Below are 18893 nucleotides of genomic sequence, written 5' to 3' on the forward strand. Positions count from 1 at the left end.
GATAGGGGCCGGTGCGGGCCGGGTCAGAACCAGGTGAGGGTGAGGGGGAAGGTGGTGGTGGCCGTGGCTCCGGTGGAGTCGGTGACGGTGGTGGTGATCTGGAGGGTGCCGCTGCCCCAGGGTTTGCCGCTGATGCGGCCGGTGGTGGCGTCGATGGTCAGGCCCCAGGGCAGGCCGGTGGCGGTGTGGCGCAGGGGCGGCTTGCCGCCGGTGGCGGTGATCTGGATGGTGCAGGACTGGTTGAACTTGCAGGTCTGCGGGCCCGGGTTGACGACCTTCAGATCACCGGCGGTCGGCGTGGGCGTCGGGGTCGGCGTCGGCTCCGTGCCGGTGCTGAAGACCTCCGCGATCGGCTGGACGTTCGCCGCGTTGCCCGCGTGCGTGGTCCCGAACAGGTCCTCGAACGTGCGCAGCAGGTGGTGGTGGTTGACGGGCGTGCTGTACTTGCCCGTCTTGACGTGCGCGCCGTAGAACACGGTCGCGATCTGGTTCGAGCCCAGGTAGTTGTCCTCGTCCCAGGTCAGCACCAGCAGGCTGTTGTTGGCCTTCGCCCACTGCGCGTAGGCGTCGATGTTGTTCCGGGTCCACGTGTCACCGGTCGCCACCGGGCACGAGTGCATGTCGTTGCACTGGTTGGGCACGATGAACGACAGGTGGGGGAGCGCGGCGAAGTTGCCCTGCGGGAACTGCGCCCAGGTCTTGCCCGTGTTCAGCGGCACGTTGCGGAACGCGAACCACGGGTTGTGCTTCTGCGCGTACTGCCCGTTGGTGCAGGCCGTCGACCCCTCCGCCGGCAGGTCCTCGTTGTACGTCGCGAAGGTCTTCCCGGCGGCGATCAGCTCCTGGCCGAGGTTGGCCGCGGTCATCGACTGCGGGGTGTAGCAGCCGTCGCCCGTGATGCCCTGGGTGGAGCCGGAGAAGAGGTTGAAGTAGTTCGGCTGACTGGGGTGGGTCAGCGCCTTCATGCCGGTCAGGCTCGCGCCGGCGTTGGCCAGCCCGTTGATGTACGGGGCGTTGGCGCTGCCGATGATCTCGCCGTACTGCTTGTTCTCGTAGACGACGACCACGACCTTGTCGTACGAGGGCAGCGCCGCCGCGCCCGCGACCGCCCGCGACCGCTCCGGACCGCCTTCGGCGGCCTGGGAGCTGGCCACGGTGAACGCGCCCAGCAGGCCGAGCGCCCCCAGTCCGGCCGCGAGGGCCGACCAGCGGGTCCGCTTTCTCGGTGATGGTGGCATGGGTGGTGTTCCTCCTCGGGTGTCATGACTCCCGCCGGGCCGCTCCGGCCACGGCGATGTTCAGGAAGCGGGGTACGGGCCGGCCCCGGCCGCGGAAGTCCTCCGCGACCGCCGCTCGTACCGCCGCCACGCGCTCCTGCGGCAGCAGCACCAGCACGCTGCGGCCCGGCCGTTCGCCGGGCGGCCACACGCTGATCGCCCCCGCCCGGCGGGCACGGGCCACGGCCCGTGCCAGCTCCGCCGCCACCGGCTCCCCGCGGACGGCGAGCAGCACCAGCCGGGAGCCGGCCGCGGATGGGTCGAACGCCACGTACCGGTCGGGGCGGTCGGACCCGTCGGGGCGGTACGACCGGTCGGGGCGTTCCGCGGCCAGCAGCAGGGCGTGGCCCGGCCGGGCGAAGAGCACCGCGTGGCGCAGGGCCGCGTCCCCGTCCGGGAGCGCGCCCGCCAGCAGCCGGGCCAGGTGCTCGCGGGCGGGCTCCGTCCCGGTGTGGGCGTCGGCCACGGCGAGCGCCACGGCGCAGTCGGCGGGCTCGGCGGTGGCCAGCCCGGCGGCGGGGGTGAGCGAGCTCTGGACGTGCAGATCGGTGCCCCCGCGCCCGTACCCGGCCCGCGCCAGCGCCCGCAGCAGCGCGTACGGGCGAGCGGCCCAGTCCGGTGCGGCGGGCGCCGGACCCGACAGTGCCAGCGGCAGGTCGCAGCTGTGCGCGGGATGGCTGAGCGAGCTGAGCCGGACCAGGCCGTCCGTGCGCGGTGCGGCCGCCGCCGCCACCGGCCAGCCGGCGGCCGCGACCAGTCCCGGCGAGCCCAGACGGAAGGCGTGCGGAGCGCTCCACACCGCCGTCGGCGGCCGGCCGTGCGCGGCCTCCAGCGCGTACGCGGCGAGCCGGAACAGCGGGTCGGCGGTGGCCCGGCGGGCGAGCAGCCCGGCCGCGTCGGGCCCGGCCGCGTCGGGCTCGGCCGGGGCGCTCACGGGGCGTCCTTGCGGGCCAGCATCCGGTAGGCGTTGCCGCCGTCGGCGCGGTGGGCGGCGGCCGTACGGACGCCGTCCATGACGGCGGCCACGGCGAAGCAGGGCAGTGCGGCGGCCCGTACGGCGTGGCGCACCGCCCGGCGTACCGGCGAGGCGGGAGCGGCCCAGGGGCTGTCCGGGTCGGGCGCGAGCCGGGTCAGGGTGAGGGCGACCGCGCCGAAGAAATCGTTGCCCTGGTGGGCCGGGCCGTGCTCCTCGGCCAGCACCGTGAACCCCCGGTCGGCCAGCGCCTCGCGCAGGTTGGCGGCCGGCACCAGGTGCTGGTGCTGCGGCTGGAACCAGGGCAGCCAGGCCGGCCCGAGCAGCCGCGCCATCCTCGACTCGGGGTCGGGCAGCTCGATCGCGAGGAGCCCGCCCGGGGCGAGGACGGCGGCCGCCGCGTCCAGCTCGGCGAACGGGTCCCGGGTGTGCTCCAGGTAGTGGTACATGCTGACGACCTCGTACCGGCCGGCCAGCTTGTCGGCGAACTCCGGGAACTGGCCCTGGTATCCGGTGCCGATCCAGCCCCGCCGCTCGGCCTCGCGGACACTGTCGCCCATGTCCAGGCCGTCGAACCGGACGGCCGGCCACACGGTGCGGGCGGCGTTGCAGAAGTGGCCGTGGCCGGTGCCGACGTCGAGCCAGGAGGCCGGGCCGCCGGTGTACGGGCGGAGCATCTCGGCGCGTGCCCGGTAGGCGTCGCCGAGCCGTCCGAAGACGGCCCCGGCTCCGTCGCCGCCGTGCCCGTCGTAGAAATCGCGGTAGTAGAACTCCAGCCCTTCCAGGGACACCCGGGGGTTCTGGAAGGTGTGCCCGCAGACCGCGCACTGCTCGAGGGTGAACAGGCCCGGCTTGCCCTGGAGGAGGTCCGGCACGCGGACCCGTACGGCCAGCTGCCGCGCGCCGCACCACGGGCAGTCGTTGCGGCGCTGCTCGAGGAACCGGTCGGTGCCGTCGGCGAGTTCGGCACGGTACGCGGCGGCGGTGGCCGCCGCGGGCTGCGCGACGCCACGGTCACGGTCACGGGTGCGCAGGGCGGCGCCCAGCGAGTGCAGCGGCCGGGCGGCGGTCGCGGACCCCAGGTCGGCCGGGCGCAGGGCGCCGGCTCCCCGTCCGCCGAGGACGGCGTACGGCTGGAGCCAGTACAGCGCGGCGGCGGCCACGCCCCACCGGCCCTGCCGCAGGGCCGCCCAGGTCAGCAGGGACAGCCCGGCCAGCTGGGCGGCGGCCAGCGGCCCGGCCGGCAGTCCCTGCGCCCGCAGCTCCTCGGCGCGCGCCCCGGCCCGGGCGCCGGCGCAGCGCAGCCCGGGGGCGACGGCGATCCCGGTGGCGTCCGAGGCGTACTCCTTCAACCGTGCGACCAGCGCCATGAGTTCCGCCGGCCCGGGTCCGCTGTGGGCGGCGTGGGCCGCAGCCCGCTCCAACGCCCGCCGGACCACCACCTCCCGCACCTTGCCGCGCACCCACCGCACGCCCCGCCCGCGCCCGGCCTCCACCGGCCCGTTGAGCCCCGCCTGCCGCGCCCACGCGGCCCAGTCGGCCGCGCCGGGCACGTCCGCCGGGCCCGGGTGCGCGGCGTCCGTGGCGCTCGCGGGGACCAACTGACCGGCCGGTCCCGCGCCCCGGGCCGGGCCCATGAGGCCTGCCGGGTCGGCCGGTTCGGCCGGAGTCGGCAGGTCCGCAGGACCGGTCCGGCCCACCGGGGCCGCGGGGTCCGGGACGAGCGCCGGGTCGGCCGGGGCCACAGGGTCGGCCCAGGGCCGGGACCGGTCGGGCGGCCACGGGTGGTCCGGGTCGATGCCCGCGCGTTCCAGGACCTCCTCGGCGACCAGGACGGCGTACCCCGCACCACGCCCCGGCGCCAGCCGGTCGCGGCGGTAGGCGGCCGGGTCCAGCAGCCGCAGCAGTCCCAGGGCCCGTTCCGTCCCGAGGTCCGCCGGGACCAGGTCCAGCACGCGCAGGCCCTCCTGTTCGGCGTACGCGTACGCGGAGAGGAAGGTGCCCGGGTCGGGTTCCACCCCGTCGGCGGTCAGCAGCCGCCAGCCGCCGATCCTCGGCAGGGCCGTCCCGCCGGCGCCCGCGGCCGGCGCCGGCAGCACCGGCAGCGCCGCCAGCCGCTGCCGCGCCCGCACGGTCCCCGCCCCGAGGCCGATCAGCAGGGCCACCGACAGCCATGGCGCGCGCCGTGCGCGCACCGCCCGGCCCGGCACGTACCTCGTCGTCACCGTCATCCCCATGAGAGCTTCTCCAACCGGTCGGCCGCGGCGGCGGCTCCGCCCGCCGCGGCGAAGGAGGCCTGGACGCGCCGGGCGGCGCGGCGGTGCGCGGGATCGTCGAGTACGGCCGTCAGCGCGTCGCGCAGCTCCTCCGGCCGGGTACGGCCGAACCGCACCCGGATCCCCGCACCCGCCGCCGCCACCTGCTGGGCGACGATCGGCTGGTCGTCCCGGATCGGGGCGACCACCAGCGGCAACCCGTACGCGAGCGCCTCGCAGACCGTGTTGTGGCCGCCGTGGCAGAGCACCGCGTCCAGGTGCGGCAGCAGCTCCAGCTGCGGTACGCGCTCCTGGAGCAGGACGTGGCCGGGCACCTCGCCGACCACGGCGGCCGGCGCGGCCAGCACCAGCTGCACCTCGTCGCGCAGCCGCTCCGCCGCGTCGAGCACGGTCCCGTAGAAGCGGCCGCCCGCCTCCCCGTTGAGCGTGCCCAGCGAGACCAGCACGCGCCGCCGGGCCGGGTCGAGCCGCTGCCACGGGAACCCGGGCACCGCCGGCCGGGAGCCGAAGGCGGGGCCGACGAACGCATAGTGTTCCGGGAACTCCTGGCCCGCGCCGACGAGTTCGGGCGTGGAGAAGACCAGGACCAGCCGCTCCGAGAACCGCGGGTCCCAGTCGGCGCCGTCGGACCCCAGCTCCCGCAGCAGCCCGCCGATCTGCCCGGCCACCCACTCCCCGACCTTCGGGAACCCCTGGAACGGCAGCGTGAACTCGGCGGACGTGCTCGCCGACGTCACCCAGGGGACACCGGCCCGCCGCGCCACGACCGGACCGGCCAGCGCCTGCTGGTCGCACACGATCACGTCGGGCGCGAAGACGCGGACCGCCTCGGCGACCCCCGGCGCCATCGCCCGGGCGAGCGGGACCAGCGCCTCCTCCCACAGGAACCGCAGCGCGCCGACCCCGCGCAGATCGCGCCACCGGTCGTGCAGCGCCGCGTACCCGCCCCCGGCGGCCTCGCCGGAGGCCAGGACCCGGGCGTGCCCGGGCAGCAGCCGGGCCAGCGCCTCCGGCGGGCCGCTCCAGGCCACCGCGTGACCCCGGGCGGCCAGTTCGGCGCCCACGGCGACGGTCGGATTGACGTGCCCCGTCAGCGGCGGGACCACGAACAGCACCCTCATGGCACCAGCGCTCCCGTCACCGCGTCGAGATGGGCGAGGACGGCCGCGCGCAGCATGCCACTGGTCTCCTTCAGTACGTCGTGGCCGAGGCCCGGCAGGATCTCCAGGGCGCAGCGCGGCGCGTTCTTCGCCAACTCCTGTGCGCCCGGGACCAGTTCGGAATGCTCGCCGCACACGGTCAGCACCGGGCAGTGCAGCCGGGCGTAGTCGGCGGGCGTGAAGGTCCGGCTGGCGGCGATGTCGTCGATCAGCGAGGTCCGGTTGAGGAGTTCGTCGGCGATCGCCGTGAGGTTGGCGGCCTTGCGCAGCCGCAGCGAGGTCAGCTCGGCCGGGACCGCGCTGTCCTCCAGGCCGAGGGCGGCGGCCGAGAGGGTGTCCACCATGTTCTCCACCCACGCCCCGCTGAGGGGTGGTTCGAGCAGCGTGAGGCCCACGACGAGATCGGGCCGGGCGAGCGCGGCGTGCAGGGCGAGCGTGCCGCCGTAGCTGTTGCCCACCAGGTGCACCGGGCGGTGGCCGAGACCGAGCGCGCCGAGCACCGCGACGAGGTCGGCGACGGCGGAGCGGGCGTCGTAGCCGGTGGGTGTCCGCTCGGAGCGGCCGTGGCCGCGCAGGTCGTAGAGGACGACCTCGTGACCGGCCCGGGCGACGGGCAGGGCCAGCGGACAGTAGAAGGAGGACAGGTTGTCCACGACCAGCCCGTGCAGGAAGACGACGACGGGCCGCGCGGGATCGGCGTCCGCCGGCGCGGGAAGCCGCTGGACGTGGAAGCGCAGGGAGTTGGCGGTGATCTCGGCCATGGCGTCAGCCGGCCGGAGCGTGGGCGGGCGCGGTCGCGTGCGCGGGTACGGACGCGGGCGCGGGGCGGGCGGCGAGCGACGCGTGGGTCAGGCGGCTGATGTGCTCGACGAGATCGCCGACCGACATGGCCAGGATCTCCTCCATGTCCTTCTCGGCGAGGAAGCCCATGAGGTCGACCTCGGCTCCGTAGCGGTGGTGCAGCAGCTCGGCGAGGGCGACGAACTCGATGCTCTCCAGGGCGAGGTCCTCGTTGAACGTGGTCGCCATGGTGACCTCCTCGGCGATCAGGAACGTGTCGCCGACGATCTCCACGAGCATGCCGGTGATCTCGGCGAGGACGGGGCCGTGGTCAGTAGCCATGGGTGGTCTCCATGAGGTGGGAGGAGGGCCGGTCCGCCGGTGCGGCGAGCCAGGCGACGACATGGTCGAGCGGGGGCTGCCCCTCGGGGGCGGGCAGCAGGGTCGTGCGTACGGGATGCGCCCGTCCTCGGGGCGAGCGCACGAGCAGACCGCCGCCGCCCGCCGGGTCGCCGGTCACGCGCCACTCGCGCGGCCGGCCGCCCAGGCCCTGGCCGGCCGCCTTCGCGGCGGCCTCCTTGGCACACCACAGGGCGGTCAGCGCGGCGGGCAGACCGGCGTCACCGGTGCCGTCGCGGGCGGCCAGCTCCTCGGCCAGGCGCAGTTCGCCGGGGCCGAGCGCGATCCGTACGAGGGCGTCGGGGTCGGTGGTGACGGTCTCGACGTCGATGCCGACGGCCGCCGTGGGGTGGGCGACGGCCACGGCGAGCCGGTCCTTGTGCGCCAGGGACAGCCGGACGCCGCGGGTGAGATCGCCCCCGGGCACGGGCCGGCCCTCCGCGTCGTTGCCGACCGGCACCTCGGCGGGGAACACCGGCCCGGCGCCGCCGTCCCACAGCAGCTGCCGCAGGGCGTCCTTGGCGGCGATCCGGCCGAGCAGCCAGGGCGAGCGGGCGCGCGGCGACAGCCGCTCGTACGCCGCGCGTTCCGCGGCGCCGAGGTAGCGGCGCATCACCAGCTCCTGCGAGGCCGGATCGCTCCAGCGGCGGCGGGCGGCGCACCAGCCGCCGGGCTGGGGTTCGCCGATCCCGCACACCTCCGGCGTGAACTTCATGGGCCACACCCGCTCGTCGGCGGCGAACCGGCGGTACGTCCAGCCCTCGATCCGGGCCCACAACGCGCCGTCCGGGGAACGCAGTTCGACATCTCCGCGGACGGACAGCGCACGGACGTCGCGGATCCTGGCGGTGGCCCGCACCAGCGCGCCGGCGGGCGGCGGCGGGCCGTGGAACCGGACCCGTTCCACGGTGGCCGGGAAGACCAACCGGTCGACGGGCAGCCGCAGTTGCATCCAGTGGCCGAACAGCTGGCCGGCCGCGTCGAGCAGCGCGCCGGGTGCCGGGAGCGCCCGCAGCACCCCGCGGATCCCGTCGTCGCCGACCGCCGACACCTCGTGCACCCCGGCGAACCGCGGCCCGTGGAACATCCACCGGTCCCGGTAGAGCGCCTCGGCGCTGACCGGCGCGGCCCCCTCCGCCCGCAGGGGCGCCGGTGGTCCGCCGGGCGGCGCCTGCGGATACCCGCCGGCGAGGAGCACGACCACGCTCGCGCAGTCGCCGAGCTCGACGCGCACCCGCCCGGGCCCGTCGCGCCGGGTCCGTACCTCGATGTCGACCGCCGGCTCGACGGGCAGCCAGCGCAGCGCCCGTACGTCGTCGTAGCCGATGACGACGGCCCCGGGGGCGTCGCGCCGTACGGCGTCGGCGGCCAGCTCCAGCATGGTGGTCATGGGCACGACGGGGAACCGGTCGGAATCCTCGGGCCACGCGTCGGGCTGGAGGTACACGCAGTGGTCGCGGACGGAGGGCAGGGCGGCCAGGGAGAGGCGGAGGGTATGGCGCCGTATGCCGTCGGCGGGTGGCCCCACCGCCCGCCGGGCCTCGGCGACGGCCACCGCTGCGGCGACGTCGTCGGCCGCCGAGCGGGCGTCGTCCAGGACGGCGTCCAGCGCCGACAGCAGCACCGGCGAGCCGGCGGGCGCCGCCCGGCGCGGCCCGGGGCCGGCCGGGGCACGCCCCACGGCGGACAGCCCACCCCCCTCACGAGCCGCCGGCCCGAGCCGCACCAGGGGCGAGCCGAGGTCCAACGCGACGGCGCGGCCGGTGGCGGCGCCGGGACGCGTGCCGGGCGTGGGGTCGGCGGACGCGGTGCCGGATTCCGTACCGGGCGTGCCGGACGTGGAGCCGGACGGGGAGCCGGCCGCCCCTGGGTCGCCCACCGTGCCGGTCAGGCGGGACCAGTCGGGGGTCAGGCCCTCCGTCCAGAGCGCGGCCGCCGTACGCCGCAGGCCCGCGAGGCCCGAGAGCCGGGGCATGGACATGGCCACCGCCAGGTGGTCCCGCCCCCGCAGGGTGTCCTCGACGAAGCCGGTGAGGCTGCCGGGGCCGGCGGACACGAAGGCGCGTACGCCCGCCTCCTCGTACAGCCGCAGGGTCAGCCGGCGGAAGTCGACCGGTTCCAGGAGATGGCGTACGACCAGCTCACGGACCGCCTCGGGTGACTCCGGATAAGCGGACACCGTCGTCGCCGACCACACCGGCAGCGTCGGCGGCCGCAGCGGCAGCCGCTGGAAGGCGGCGCGGACCTGTCCGAGGTACGGCTCCCACATCGGGGTGTGGAAGCCGGAGCGGAAGGGCAGTTCCTGGCCCAGTACCCCCTCGGCCCGCAACCGCGCCAGGACCTGCACGACCGCGTCGGGGGTCCCGCACACCACCGACTGGTGGGGGCAGTTGTCGTGGCTGACCACCACCCCGTCCAGTCCGGCCAGCGCCGCCTCGGCCCGCCCGGCGCCGCAGCCGAGCGCCGCGTACACGAGGTCCGGCACCCGGAGCGAGTCCGGCCGCAGCGAGCCCAGGAAGGTGTCCACCGCCCGGCGCGGATACATCCCCGCCACCACCATCGCCGCCCACTCGCCGAGGGAGTGCCCGGCCAGTACGTCGGCGCGGACCCCGAGTTCGCCCAGGGCCCCGGCGAAGAAGCGGCCCGCCGCGATCGCGTCGAGGGCGCGCTCCATCAGCTCGCCGCCGCGCGTCAGGGAGGGCGGTTCCAGCGCCAGGCGGGCGGCGACATCGTCGACGACGGGAGCGAACTCCGGTTCCAGGCCGGGGAAGAGCAGTGCCACCCGGCCGCCGCCGCCCGGCTCCAGCAGCCCGCGCGGTGTGAACCACACGTCCCCGCGGCCCCGCCAGGCCCGCCCCCGCGCCACCGCCTTGGCGGCCAGCGCGAGCCGCTGCGGTGTCGGGTCCAGTACGGCCAGCCGGCACGGCCCGTCCCCGGCCGCGGCCGGACGCCGGCCGGAGGCGAGCAGCGCCGCCAGGGCCTCCGGGTCGTCGGCGGCCAGCAGCAGTACGTCGTCCCGCGCACCGGCGGCCCCCTTCACCCCGGCTCCCGAGCCCGGGCCGGGGACGCCGGTGGGCGCCGCGCCCACCGGCGTCAGGGGGGCCGTCGGCCTCGGGGGTGGGAGAAAGCGGCGGGCCGGGGCCGGTGGGGACGGGCGGGCGGCCGTCGGGGGTTCCTCCAGGATGACGTGGGCGTTGATGCCGCCGAAGCCGAAGGCGTTGACGCCCGCCCGGCGGGGGGCGGAGCCCCGGGGCCAGGGCTCGGCCGACGTCACCGGGCGCATCCGGGTACGGGCCAGCCCGGCGTGCGGCTCCTCCACGTGCAGCGTCGGCGGCAGCACCCCCGCGTGCACGGCCAGCGCCGCCTTGATCAGCCCGGCCATGCCGGAGGCCTGCATCGTGTGCCCCAGCATCGACTTCACCGAGCCCAGGGCCACCGGTGCGGCGGAGCCGTCCGCCGGGCCGAACACCTCGGCCAGCGTGTCCAGTTCGGCGGCGTCACCCACCGGCGTGCCCGTGCCGTGCGCCTCCAGCAGGCCCAGCGCGTCCGCGGCCCGGGGATCGAGCCCGGCCCCTCGCCAGGCCCGCTCCAGCGCCCGCACCTGTCCCGCCACCAGCGGACTCATCAGGCTCGCCGCCCGGCCGTCCCCGGCCACCCCGGTCCCGCGGATCACCGCGTACACCCGGTCGCCGTCGCGTTCCGCGTCCGCGAGCCGCTTGAGGACCACGACCCCGGTCCCCTCCGACAGCAGCGTGCCGTCCGCGCGCCGGTCGAACGGCCGGATCCGCTCGCTCGGGCTCAGCGCCCGCAGCTGCGTGAACACGCTCCACAGCGTGGCGATGTGGCAGTGGTGGACCGCGCCCGCGACCACCACGTCGCACCCGCCACCCGCCAGCAGCCCCACCGCCTGGTCGACCGCGAGCAGCGACGAGGCGCAGGCCGCGTCCAGGGTGTACGCGGGGCCGCGGAAGTCCAGCCGGTTCGCGGTCCGGGCGGCGGTGAAGCTCGGCACCAGACCGATCGACGCCTCCGGCCGCTCCGGACCCAGCGCCTCCTGGAACGCGGCCCGTACCGAGGCGATCCGCTCCTCACCCAGCTCCGGCGCCAGCTCGCGCAGGGTCTGCGCCAACTGATGGGCCGTCCGCACCCGTTGGTCGAGCCGGGCGGTCGCCACCCCCATGAACCCGCCCCGGCCGAGCACCACCCCGATCCGCGACCGGTCGGCGGGCAGCCGGTCCTCGCCGCCCGCGTCGGCGATCGCCTCGGCCGTCGCGTGCAGGGCGAGCATCTGGTCCGGCTCGGCGCCGTCGACGACGGACGGCATGATGCCGAACCGCGTCGGGTCGAAGGCGGCGAGTTCGTCGACGAAGCCGCCGCGCCGGCAGTAGAAGCGGTCGCTGACCGCCGGACCCTCGGCGCCGGCCGGGTCGTAGTACACCTCCGGGTCCCAACGCCCGGGCGGCACCTCGGTGATGGCATCCGTGCCGGCGAACAGGTTCCGGCGGTACGCGGCCAGATCGGCGGCACCCGGGAAGACCGCGCCCATGCCGACGATCGCGGCGTCCGTCGGCCGGGGGCCCCGGCGCGGGTCAGCCACGGCCGTTCCTCCCCTCGCCCGTGTCCGTGGCCGCGTCCGCGTCGTCGGCCGCCATGAGGACCACCTGGACGTCGCCGCGGCCGTCGTCGCCGTCGCCACCGTCCGGACGGTGCGCGAGTTCGGCCAGGAAGGCCTCCGTGCCCGCGTCCGGCGCGATCAGCGGGATGCCGCGCCGTGCGTAGGCCCGCTCGAGCTCCGGCGTGACCATCCCGCCCGCCTCTGCCGCCCACGGGCCCCAGTCCACGGCCAGGACCCGGCCCGGGAAGGACTCCGCCCAGGAGTGCGCCAGGCCGTCCAGTGCGTCGTTGGCGGCGGCGTAGTCGCACTGGCCGCGGTTGCCGTAGACGCCCGCGACACTGCCGAAGAGGGCCAGGAACGCGGGCGCGGGAGCCGCACCGTGCTCGGCGGCCGCGGCGGCCAGGTGGCGGGCACCGGCCACCTTGGTGGTGAACACCTCGGTGAAGGCCGCCGGTTCCTTGTCGCACAGCAGCGCGTCGCGCAGCGTGCCGGCGCCGTGCACGATCCCGTCCAGCCGCCCGTGCCGGGCCCGTACGTCCGCGACGACCGCCCGTACGGCCGCCTCGTCGGTGACGTCGGCGCAGTGGTAGCGGACGGAGGCGGCGGTGCCGTCGAGCGCGGCGAGCGTGGCCCGGACCTCGCGCCCGGCGAGGATCCGGCTCGCCGCGGCCTCGATGGCCGAGGGCGCGCGCAGCCCGTTCGCGATGAGCGCGGCCCGGAGCGCGACCCGGTCGCCGGCGTGCGGGAACGCGTCCTCGTCCGCCGCGGGCAGCGGAGTGCGGCCGATCAGCTCGACATGGCAGCCGGTGGCCCGGGCGAGCGCGCGGGCCGTGCGGGCGGTGATACCGCGCGCCCCACCGGTGAGCAGGACGACGGAGCCGGTGTCCAGGGGCAGGGAGCCGCGGGCCGGGGGCAGGGGTGCGGGGACCGCCTGGCGGGCGTGGCGACGGCCCTCCGCGGAGTATGCGACGGAGGCCGGTTCCTCCGGCGCGCACAGCTCGGCCAGCAGCTGCTGCGCGATCCGCTCGGTACGGTCCTTGGGGGCCACGTCCACGGCGCGCACCAGCGCGCCCGGGTACTCGATGGCGGCGCTGCGCGCGAAGCCGTGCAGCCCGGCGCCCGGGACGGGGTCCGCGGCAGTGTCGCCCGCGGCGGTGACCAGCAGCAGCCACCGCACGCCGCCGGTCAGGGCCCGCTTCAGCCCGGGGAAGGTCTCGGGCAGCACCGGATGCGGTCCGGGCCGCAGGGCGCTCAGATCGATGAGCCCGTCGAGCCCGTCGAGCCCGTCGAGTCCGCCGGGCCCGTCCGTGCCGTCGGAGGGGCCGTCCGCGTCGGCGGTCCCGGCCAGCGCGCCTTCGGTGAGCGGACGGACCTCGGCGCCGTGCGCCCGGAGCAGGCCGGTCAGCGCGAGCGCCACGCCCTGCCCGTCCTCGACCACCCCGAACAGCCGCCCGCCGAGCGCCTCCCCGGCGTCCCGGGACCGCGGCGCGTCCAGTGCCACGGCTTCGACGCGCAGCCGCCGTACGGGAGTGGTGGGCGCCGGTGGGTCCTCGGGCGCTGCCACGCCGCCGGGTGAGGCGGTGTCCCGCACCGTGCCGTTCAGCGCCGGCCCCGGTGCTGGTGCCGGTTCCGGCCGGGGTGCGTGGTGGGCGGTGAGCCAGTCGACGATCCCGCGTAGCGTCTTGATCCGCGCGAGCTCCTCCACGGCGGACTCGGCGGAGTCCCCGGGCTCGCGGGACAGGCCGATGCGGTCGGCCAGGGCTCCGATGATCTCGACGCGCTTGATGGAGTCGATGGAGAGGTCGGCCTCCAGGTCCAGTTCGGGTTCGAGCATGTCCAGGGGGTAGCCGGTGCGCGTGTGCACGATGTCGAGGACGATGTCCATGACCTCCGCCGCCGTCCGGGCCACGGGGGCGTCCGCCTCCCCGCCGGCCGGGGCCTGCGCGCCCGGGCCAGGGCCGGAATCCGTCACACCGGCAGCGGCACCGGCATCGGCGCCGTAGTCCGTCATCGTCGTGGCGGCGTCGAGGGGGACCGACCACACGGGGGCCGGCGGTGCGGCCGGCCGGTGCGCCGGGTCCGCGCCCAGGTACCCCAGGAGTACGTCCCGCTGGGCGGCGATGAGTTCGCGCATCCCCCGCAGGTACTCCATGACCGTCTCCTCGCGCCGGTCGGCGCCGCCCCCGGCCCGCAGCGGCACCGGGCCGGCCGGAACCGGGCCGGCCGGAACCGGGCCGGTCGCGGCCGCCGGGCCGGTGCCCGCCGGCACCACCCCGGCCCCGGCCACCTCGCCCCCGGCCACCTCGCCCCCGGCCACCCCCGCCACGGGCGCCACCCGCGTCGCCGGGCGCAGACCGCCCGCCACCGGGGCGCCGTCCGCCGTCCGTACCAGGTGGCCGTCGACCAGCCAGCCCGGCCGGCGCGGGGCGCGGTCCGGGAGCGGGGCCGTGCGGCCCCGGAAGAGCGGGTCGGGGGTGACCGGCACGCCCGCCGCCGCCAGTTCGGCGAGCGCGCTCAGCAGCCGGATCAGCCCCGGTTCGCCGGGTACGTCCAGCGGGACCACCGTGTGCGGGCGCTCGCCCAGGATCCGGCCGACCAGGGAGGTCAGCACGCGCCCGGGGCCCGCCTCCACGAACGTCCGTACCCCGGCGGCGTACATGGCCTCGATCTGCTCCACGAACCGCACCGGTTCGGCCAGCTGACGGGCCAGCAGCTCGCGTACGCCGTCCGGGTCCGCCGGATACGGCCGGGCCGTCGTGTTGGACCAGACCGGGACGGCGGCGTCGGCAACCACCGTCCCGGCCAGCTCGTCGGCGAGGGCGGCGGAGGCTCCCGCCACCACCTCGCTGTGGAAGGCGCACGCCACCGGGATCCGGTCGGCGCCGAATCCGGCCGCGCGCAGGGCCGCGACCGCCGCGTCCACCGCCTGCGCCGGGCCGGAGATCACCGTCTGGCGGGGCCCGTTGTGGTTCGCCACCGCGCAGCCGGACCGCGTCACGAGGTCCCGGATCTCCTCCGGCGCGGCGGACACCGCCGCCATCGTCCCGGGGTCGTCGCCGGCCGCCGCCACGATCGCCTCCGCCCGCCGGGTGCTCAGCCGCAGCAGGGTGTCGGTGTCGTAGGCGCCCGCCGCCCACAGGGCGGTCAGTTCGCCGTACGAGTGCCCGGCCACGCAGTCCGGCCGTACCCCGGCCGCCGAGAGCAGCAGGTACGCCGCCGCCCCGGCCAGCCCCAGCGCCGGCTGCGCGATCCGCGTGTCGGTCACGGCGGCCCGCTGCTCCGCCTTCGCCCCGGCCGTGAACGCCGACGGCGGGAAGAGCGCCGCGGCCACGTCGGGCGCCCCGTCCAGCAGCTGCCGCAGCGCCGGGAACGCCATGAACAGCCCGCCCAGCATGCCCGGCCGCTGACTGCCCTGGCCGGGGAAGAGGAAGGCGACCTGCCCGGGATCGGCCGACCCGGCCCGTACGTGCACCCCGTCGCCCGCGGTGAAGGCGCGCGCCCGCTCCAGCCGTTCCGCCAGCTCGTCCAGGTCCGCCGCCACGACGGCCACCCGCACCGCGCCGGAGCCGCCGGCCGCGGCCTCCGCCGCCAGGTCCCGCAGCGCCCACGGCCGCCCGGCGGCGTCGTTCTCCTCCAGCCGGGCCGCGAGCCGCGCCATCGCCCGGCCCGCCGCCCGCCGGTCGGTGCCGCGGAAGCAGAACAGCTCCGCCGGCCAGTCCCGCAACGCGTGGGAGGGCTCCGGTGCGCCGCCGTAACCGGCGAGCACCGCATGGTAGTTGGTGCCGCCGAAGCCGAACGCGCTGACGCCCGCCACCCGCTGCTCCACCGGCACCGGCCACGGCCGCGCGTCGGTGTCGAAGACGAACGGACCGGCACCGTCGCGCCACGCCGGGTTGGGCTCCGCCACGTGCAGGGTCGGCGGCCGGACCCCGGTGTGCACCGCCTGCGCCGCCTTGATCAGCCCGGCCAGCCCGGCCGCGCACTTGGTGTGGCCGATCTGCGACTTCACCGATCCGAGGGCGCAGCTGCCCGCTGGTGCCCCGGCCTCGGTGAACAGGTCGGTCAGAACGGCCAGTTCGGTGGAGTCGCCCACCACGGTGCCGGTGCCGTGCGCCTCGAGGAGACCCACCTCGCCGGGGCTGATCCCGGCCCGCTCGTACGCCCGGTCCAGCGCCCGGCGCTGGCCCTCCGGCCGGGGCGCGGTGAGCCCGAGCGAGCGGCCGTCGCTGGCCGCGCCGACCCCCTTGATCACGGCGTACACCCGGTCGCCGTCGCGTTCGGCGTCCGCCAGCCGCTTGAGGACCAGCGCGCCCACGCCCTCGCCGAGCGCGATCCCGTCGGCGCTCGCGTCGAAGGGCCGGCAGCGCCCGGTGGGGGAGAGGGCCCGCACCGAGGCGAACATCAGGTAGTCGTTGATCCCGTTGTGCACGTCGGCGCCACCGCACAGCACCATGTCGCTGTCGCCGTCGCGCAGCTGACGGCAGGCCAGGTCCAGGGCGGCCAGCGAGGACGCGCAGGCCGCGTCCACGGTGCAGTTCGCGCCGCCCAGGTCGAGCCGGTTGGCGACCCGGCCCGCGATCACGTTGGCCAGGATCCCGGGGAAGGAGTCCTCCGTGAGCCGGGGCAGCTGTTCGTCGAGCCCGGGCGGCAGCTCGCCGAGGTAGGAGGGGTGCAGGGCGCGCAGCCCGTACGCGCCGGCCAGCTCGGTCCCGGCCTCCGCGCCGAACACCACCGAGGTGCGGGAGCGGTCGAAGTCGCGCCCCTTGCCGTAGCCGGCGTCGTCCAGGGCCCGCGCCGAGATCTCCAGGGCCAGCAGCTGGACCGGTTCGATCCCGGCGAGCGAGGCGGGCGGGATACCGTGCGCGAGGGCGTCGAAGGGCAGCGGTGCCAGGAAGCCGCCCCACCGCGACGGGGTGCGCTCACCGGCCCGCGCCGGGTCGGCGTCGTAGTACAGCTCCGGGTCCCAGCGCTCGGCGGGCACCTCGGTCACCGCGTCCGTTCCGGCCACGACCTGCGCCCAGAACCGGTCGACGTCCGGCGCGCCCGGGTAGGCGCAGGCCATGCCCACGACGGCGATGTCGAGCGGGTCGGGGACCGGCCCGCGGGCGGCCTCCGGTGCGGTGGGCGCGGCCAGTTCCCGGGCCCGCCGCTCCAGCAGCTCCGTGGCGCCCTCGCCGACCTCGGCGTGCAGTGCGGCGACCGTGGTGGTGGCCCGGCGCAGCGTCGCCGCCTGTCCGATCATGAACAGCCCGTCCGTACGCTGGACCTCCTCGTCCACCGGCACCGGCCGGCCGTCCTCGCCGTGCCGCAGCCCCTTGCTGGCGACGCGCAGCCGGCCGAGGTTCAGCCGTTCCAGCTCCTCCCACACCTCGCGCGGCGGGGTGCCGGACTGCGCCAGCCGTTGCCGGGTGGCCTCGAACGTGTCGGCGTACGGGGTGTCGGCGCACCGCGTGGCATGACCCGGCGCCGTATGCAGAAGAACCGTTTCCTCGCAGTCCAGCGCGGCCTGCTGGAACCCGGGCAGCACCGCCCCGGCGGCCACCGCCTCCGCCGTGAACAGGTACGCCGTCCCCATCAGGACCCCGACCCGCGCGCCGGCCCCGGCGAGCGGCCCGGCCGCCGCGGCCGCCATCGCCGCGGACCGCGCGTCATGGATGCCGCCCGCGAACAGCACGTCCAGCGCGGCCACGTCGCCGCAGCCCAGCAGCCGTTCGATCTGCTCCTCCCAGAGCGGGAAGGAGGCCCGCGGCCCGACATGGCCACCGCACTCCAGACCCTCGAAGACGAACCGGCGCGCCCCTTCGGCCAGATACTGCTCCAGCAGCCCCGGCGACGGCACGTGCAGATGGGTACGCGTCCCGGCCGCCTCCAGCGGCGCCGCCTGCGCCGGGGTGCCGCCCGCGATGATCGCGTACGGCGGCCGCACCCCGGCCACCGCCGCCAGCTGCTCCCGGCGCAGCTCGGGCGGCGCGAACCCGAGCAGCCCCACGCCCCAGGGCCGGTCCCCCAGCCGCTCGGCCGTCTCCGCGAGGAGCCGCGCGACGTCCGGGCCCGGCATCACCGCCAGCGCCAGGTACGGCACGCCGCCCTCCGCCGCGACGGCCTGCGCGAACGCCGCCCGGTCACTGACCCGTGTCATGGGGCCCTGTGCCACCGGGAGGTGACGGTCCGCCGGGCGCCGGCGCAGCGGCCGGGCCCGTACGGCGTCGGCCAGATGCCCGGTGACGGCCGCCCGTACGGCCTGCACGACCGCGCCCGTGGTCCGGTACCGCCGCGCGAGCCGGGCCGCCGTCGCGCCGTCCTGGCCCACGGGCAGCAGCTGCCGCTCCAGGCCCCGCGCGCCCAGCAGCCCGGCGACGGGCCCGGCGGGCCGGGTCAGTCCGGGCCGGGTGTAGACGCGGTGCCCGTCCGTCACCCGGGTCTCGGAGCCGTCCATGGCCCGCAGCGCGGCCACCACGTCGGCGGGCAGCTCCGCCTCGCCTTCGGTGGTCAGGGCCAGCTGGACGTCGAGCACCACCCCCGCCGCGCCGCCCGCCACCGCCGCGGCGGCGGTGTGCGGGCCGATCCCGCCCAGGGCCCGCACCGGCACCCCGATGCGCGGGTCCGACAGCAGCTGCTGGAGCAGGACGAACGTGGTGTTCCCGGCCACCCGGCCGCCGGCCTCGTGGCCCTTGGCCACGAGCCCGTCCGCTCCGGCCGCGACCGCTGCCAGGGCTTCCCGTGGCCCGGTGACCTCGGCCCACACGCGGCGCCGTCCGCCGTCCGCCCAGGCGGGCGCCTCGCCGTACCGGGCCGGATCGGCCAGCAGTACGGTGTCCACGGCCTCGGGCAGCTCACCGGGCCCGAGCGGGCAGAACGCCGGGACGCGCACCCCGTACGGGCGGCCCAGCCGGCGCGCCAGCTCGGCGAAGGCCTGGCGGGCGGGGGCGGGATCCCGGCCGAGATCGAGCAGGCCGAGCGCCCCGGCCCGGGCCGCGGCCGCGACGACGCGGGCGCCCGGCTCCTCGAAGGGGCTGAGCGCGACGACGAGATCGCGGTCGGGGGCGGGGGCGGGGACGGAAACGGGGGCGGAGGCGGGGGTGGAAACAGGGACGGAAACGGGGGCGGAAACGGGGGCGGACTCGGCGGGCGTGGGGGTCACGGGCGCTCCTCTTCCGGTGCAATCCGTTGCGGTGTCACATGTCACGGCGCGCTATTGCACGGGGGGACGGGTGCGGCGCGACGCGGAGCGGGGGGATGCGGGGGGTACGCGGGGGTACGCGAGCCGCACCGCCGGGATGCGGGGGCTCGGGTGGCCGGGCGGCCCGCCGTGGAGAGCGGGCTTGAGCAGTGGTCAATGTCCCTGATGCCGCGATGAATCGTGCGGTGACCGCCGTTCAGTGTCAACGGCGGCGCAGAACGTGTTCTATCGCC

General features: G+C 77.0%; 8 protein-coding genes. All 8 read right to left on the bottom strand.

Annotated elements, in window-relative coordinates; all coding sequences use genetic code 11:
* Positions 1 to 23: 23 nt before the first annotated feature.
* Genes ACZ6KO_RS03860 through ACZ6KO_RS03895 form a run of 8 tightly spaced genes read right to left on the bottom strand, consistent with a single transcriptional unit; the run spans position 24 to position 18621 of the window.
* Complete coding sequence (locus ACZ6KO_RS03860) at positions 24 to 1238, bottom strand: alkaline phosphatase family protein (protein ID WP_469299565.1); 1215 nt, start codon at positions 1236 to 1238, stop codon at positions 24 to 26.
* Between the two features lie 22 nt (positions 1239 to 1260).
* Complete coding sequence (locus ACZ6KO_RS03865) at positions 1261 to 2211, bottom strand: galactokinase (RefSeq protein ID WP_469299568.1); 951 nt, start codon at positions 2209 to 2211, stop codon at positions 1261 to 1263.
* Complete coding sequence (locus ACZ6KO_RS03870; RefSeq protein WP_469299570.1) at positions 2208 to 4475, bottom strand: methyltransferase domain-containing protein; 2268 nt, start codon at positions 4473 to 4475, stop codon at positions 2208 to 2210. Before ACZ6KO_RS03870 ends, ACZ6KO_RS03865 begins: the two co-directional genes overlap by 4 nt.
* A gap of 2 nt (positions 4476 to 4477) precedes the next feature.
* The gene (locus ACZ6KO_RS03875) at positions 4478 to 5647 is read right to left on the bottom strand and encodes a glycosyltransferase (protein ID WP_469299572.1); all 1170 of its coding nucleotides are present in this window, start codon (positions 5645 to 5647) and stop codon (positions 4478 to 4480) included.
* A complete protein-coding gene (locus tag ACZ6KO_RS03880) occupies positions 5644 to 6447 on the bottom strand; it encodes an alpha/beta fold hydrolase (RefSeq protein ID WP_469299574.1) in 804 nt (267 codons plus the stop codon). The genes ACZ6KO_RS03875 and ACZ6KO_RS03880 overlap by 4 nt, the downstream gene beginning before the upstream one ends.
* A gap of 4 nt (positions 6448 to 6451) precedes the next feature.
* Positions 6452 to 6808, bottom strand: coding sequence for an acyl carrier protein (locus ACZ6KO_RS03885; RefSeq protein ID WP_469299576.1), 357 nt, complete (start codon positions 6806 to 6808; stop codon positions 6452 to 6454).
* Entirely contained in the window at positions 6798 to 11462 is a 4665-nt protein-coding gene (locus ACZ6KO_RS03890) for a beta-ketoacyl synthase N-terminal-like domain-containing protein (RefSeq protein ID WP_469299578.1), read from the bottom strand. The genes ACZ6KO_RS03885 and ACZ6KO_RS03890 overlap by 11 nt, the downstream gene beginning before the upstream one ends.
* On the bottom strand, positions 11455 to 18621 hold the full coding sequence (locus ACZ6KO_RS03895) for an SDR family NAD(P)-dependent oxidoreductase (protein WP_469299580.1): 7167 nt from the start codon (positions 18619 to 18621) through the stop codon (positions 11455 to 11457). Before ACZ6KO_RS03895 ends, ACZ6KO_RS03890 begins: the two co-directional genes overlap by 8 nt.
* Between the last annotated feature and the right edge of the window lie 272 nt (positions 18622 to 18893).

It is taken from the genome of Streptomyces sp. NPDC042102, assembly GCF_055582305.1.

Excerpts from the sequence above, each read along its gene's own strand:
- ACZ6KO_RS03860 (WP_469299565.1), bottom strand. The coding sequence starts at position 1,238 with ATGCCACCATCACCGAGAAAGCGGACCCGCTGGTCGGCCCTCGCGGCC.
- ACZ6KO_RS03875 (WP_469299572.1), bottom strand. The coding sequence starts at position 5,647 with ATGAGGGTGCTGTTCGTGGTCCCGCCGCTGACGGGGCACGTCAATCCG.
- ACZ6KO_RS03880 (WP_469299574.1), bottom strand. The coding sequence starts at position 6,447 with ATGGCCGAGATCACCGCCAACTCCCTGCGCTTCCACGTCCAGCGGCTT.
- ACZ6KO_RS03885 (WP_469299576.1), bottom strand. The coding sequence starts at position 6,808 with ATGGCTACTGACCACGGCCCCGTCCTCGCCGAGATCACCGGCATGCTC.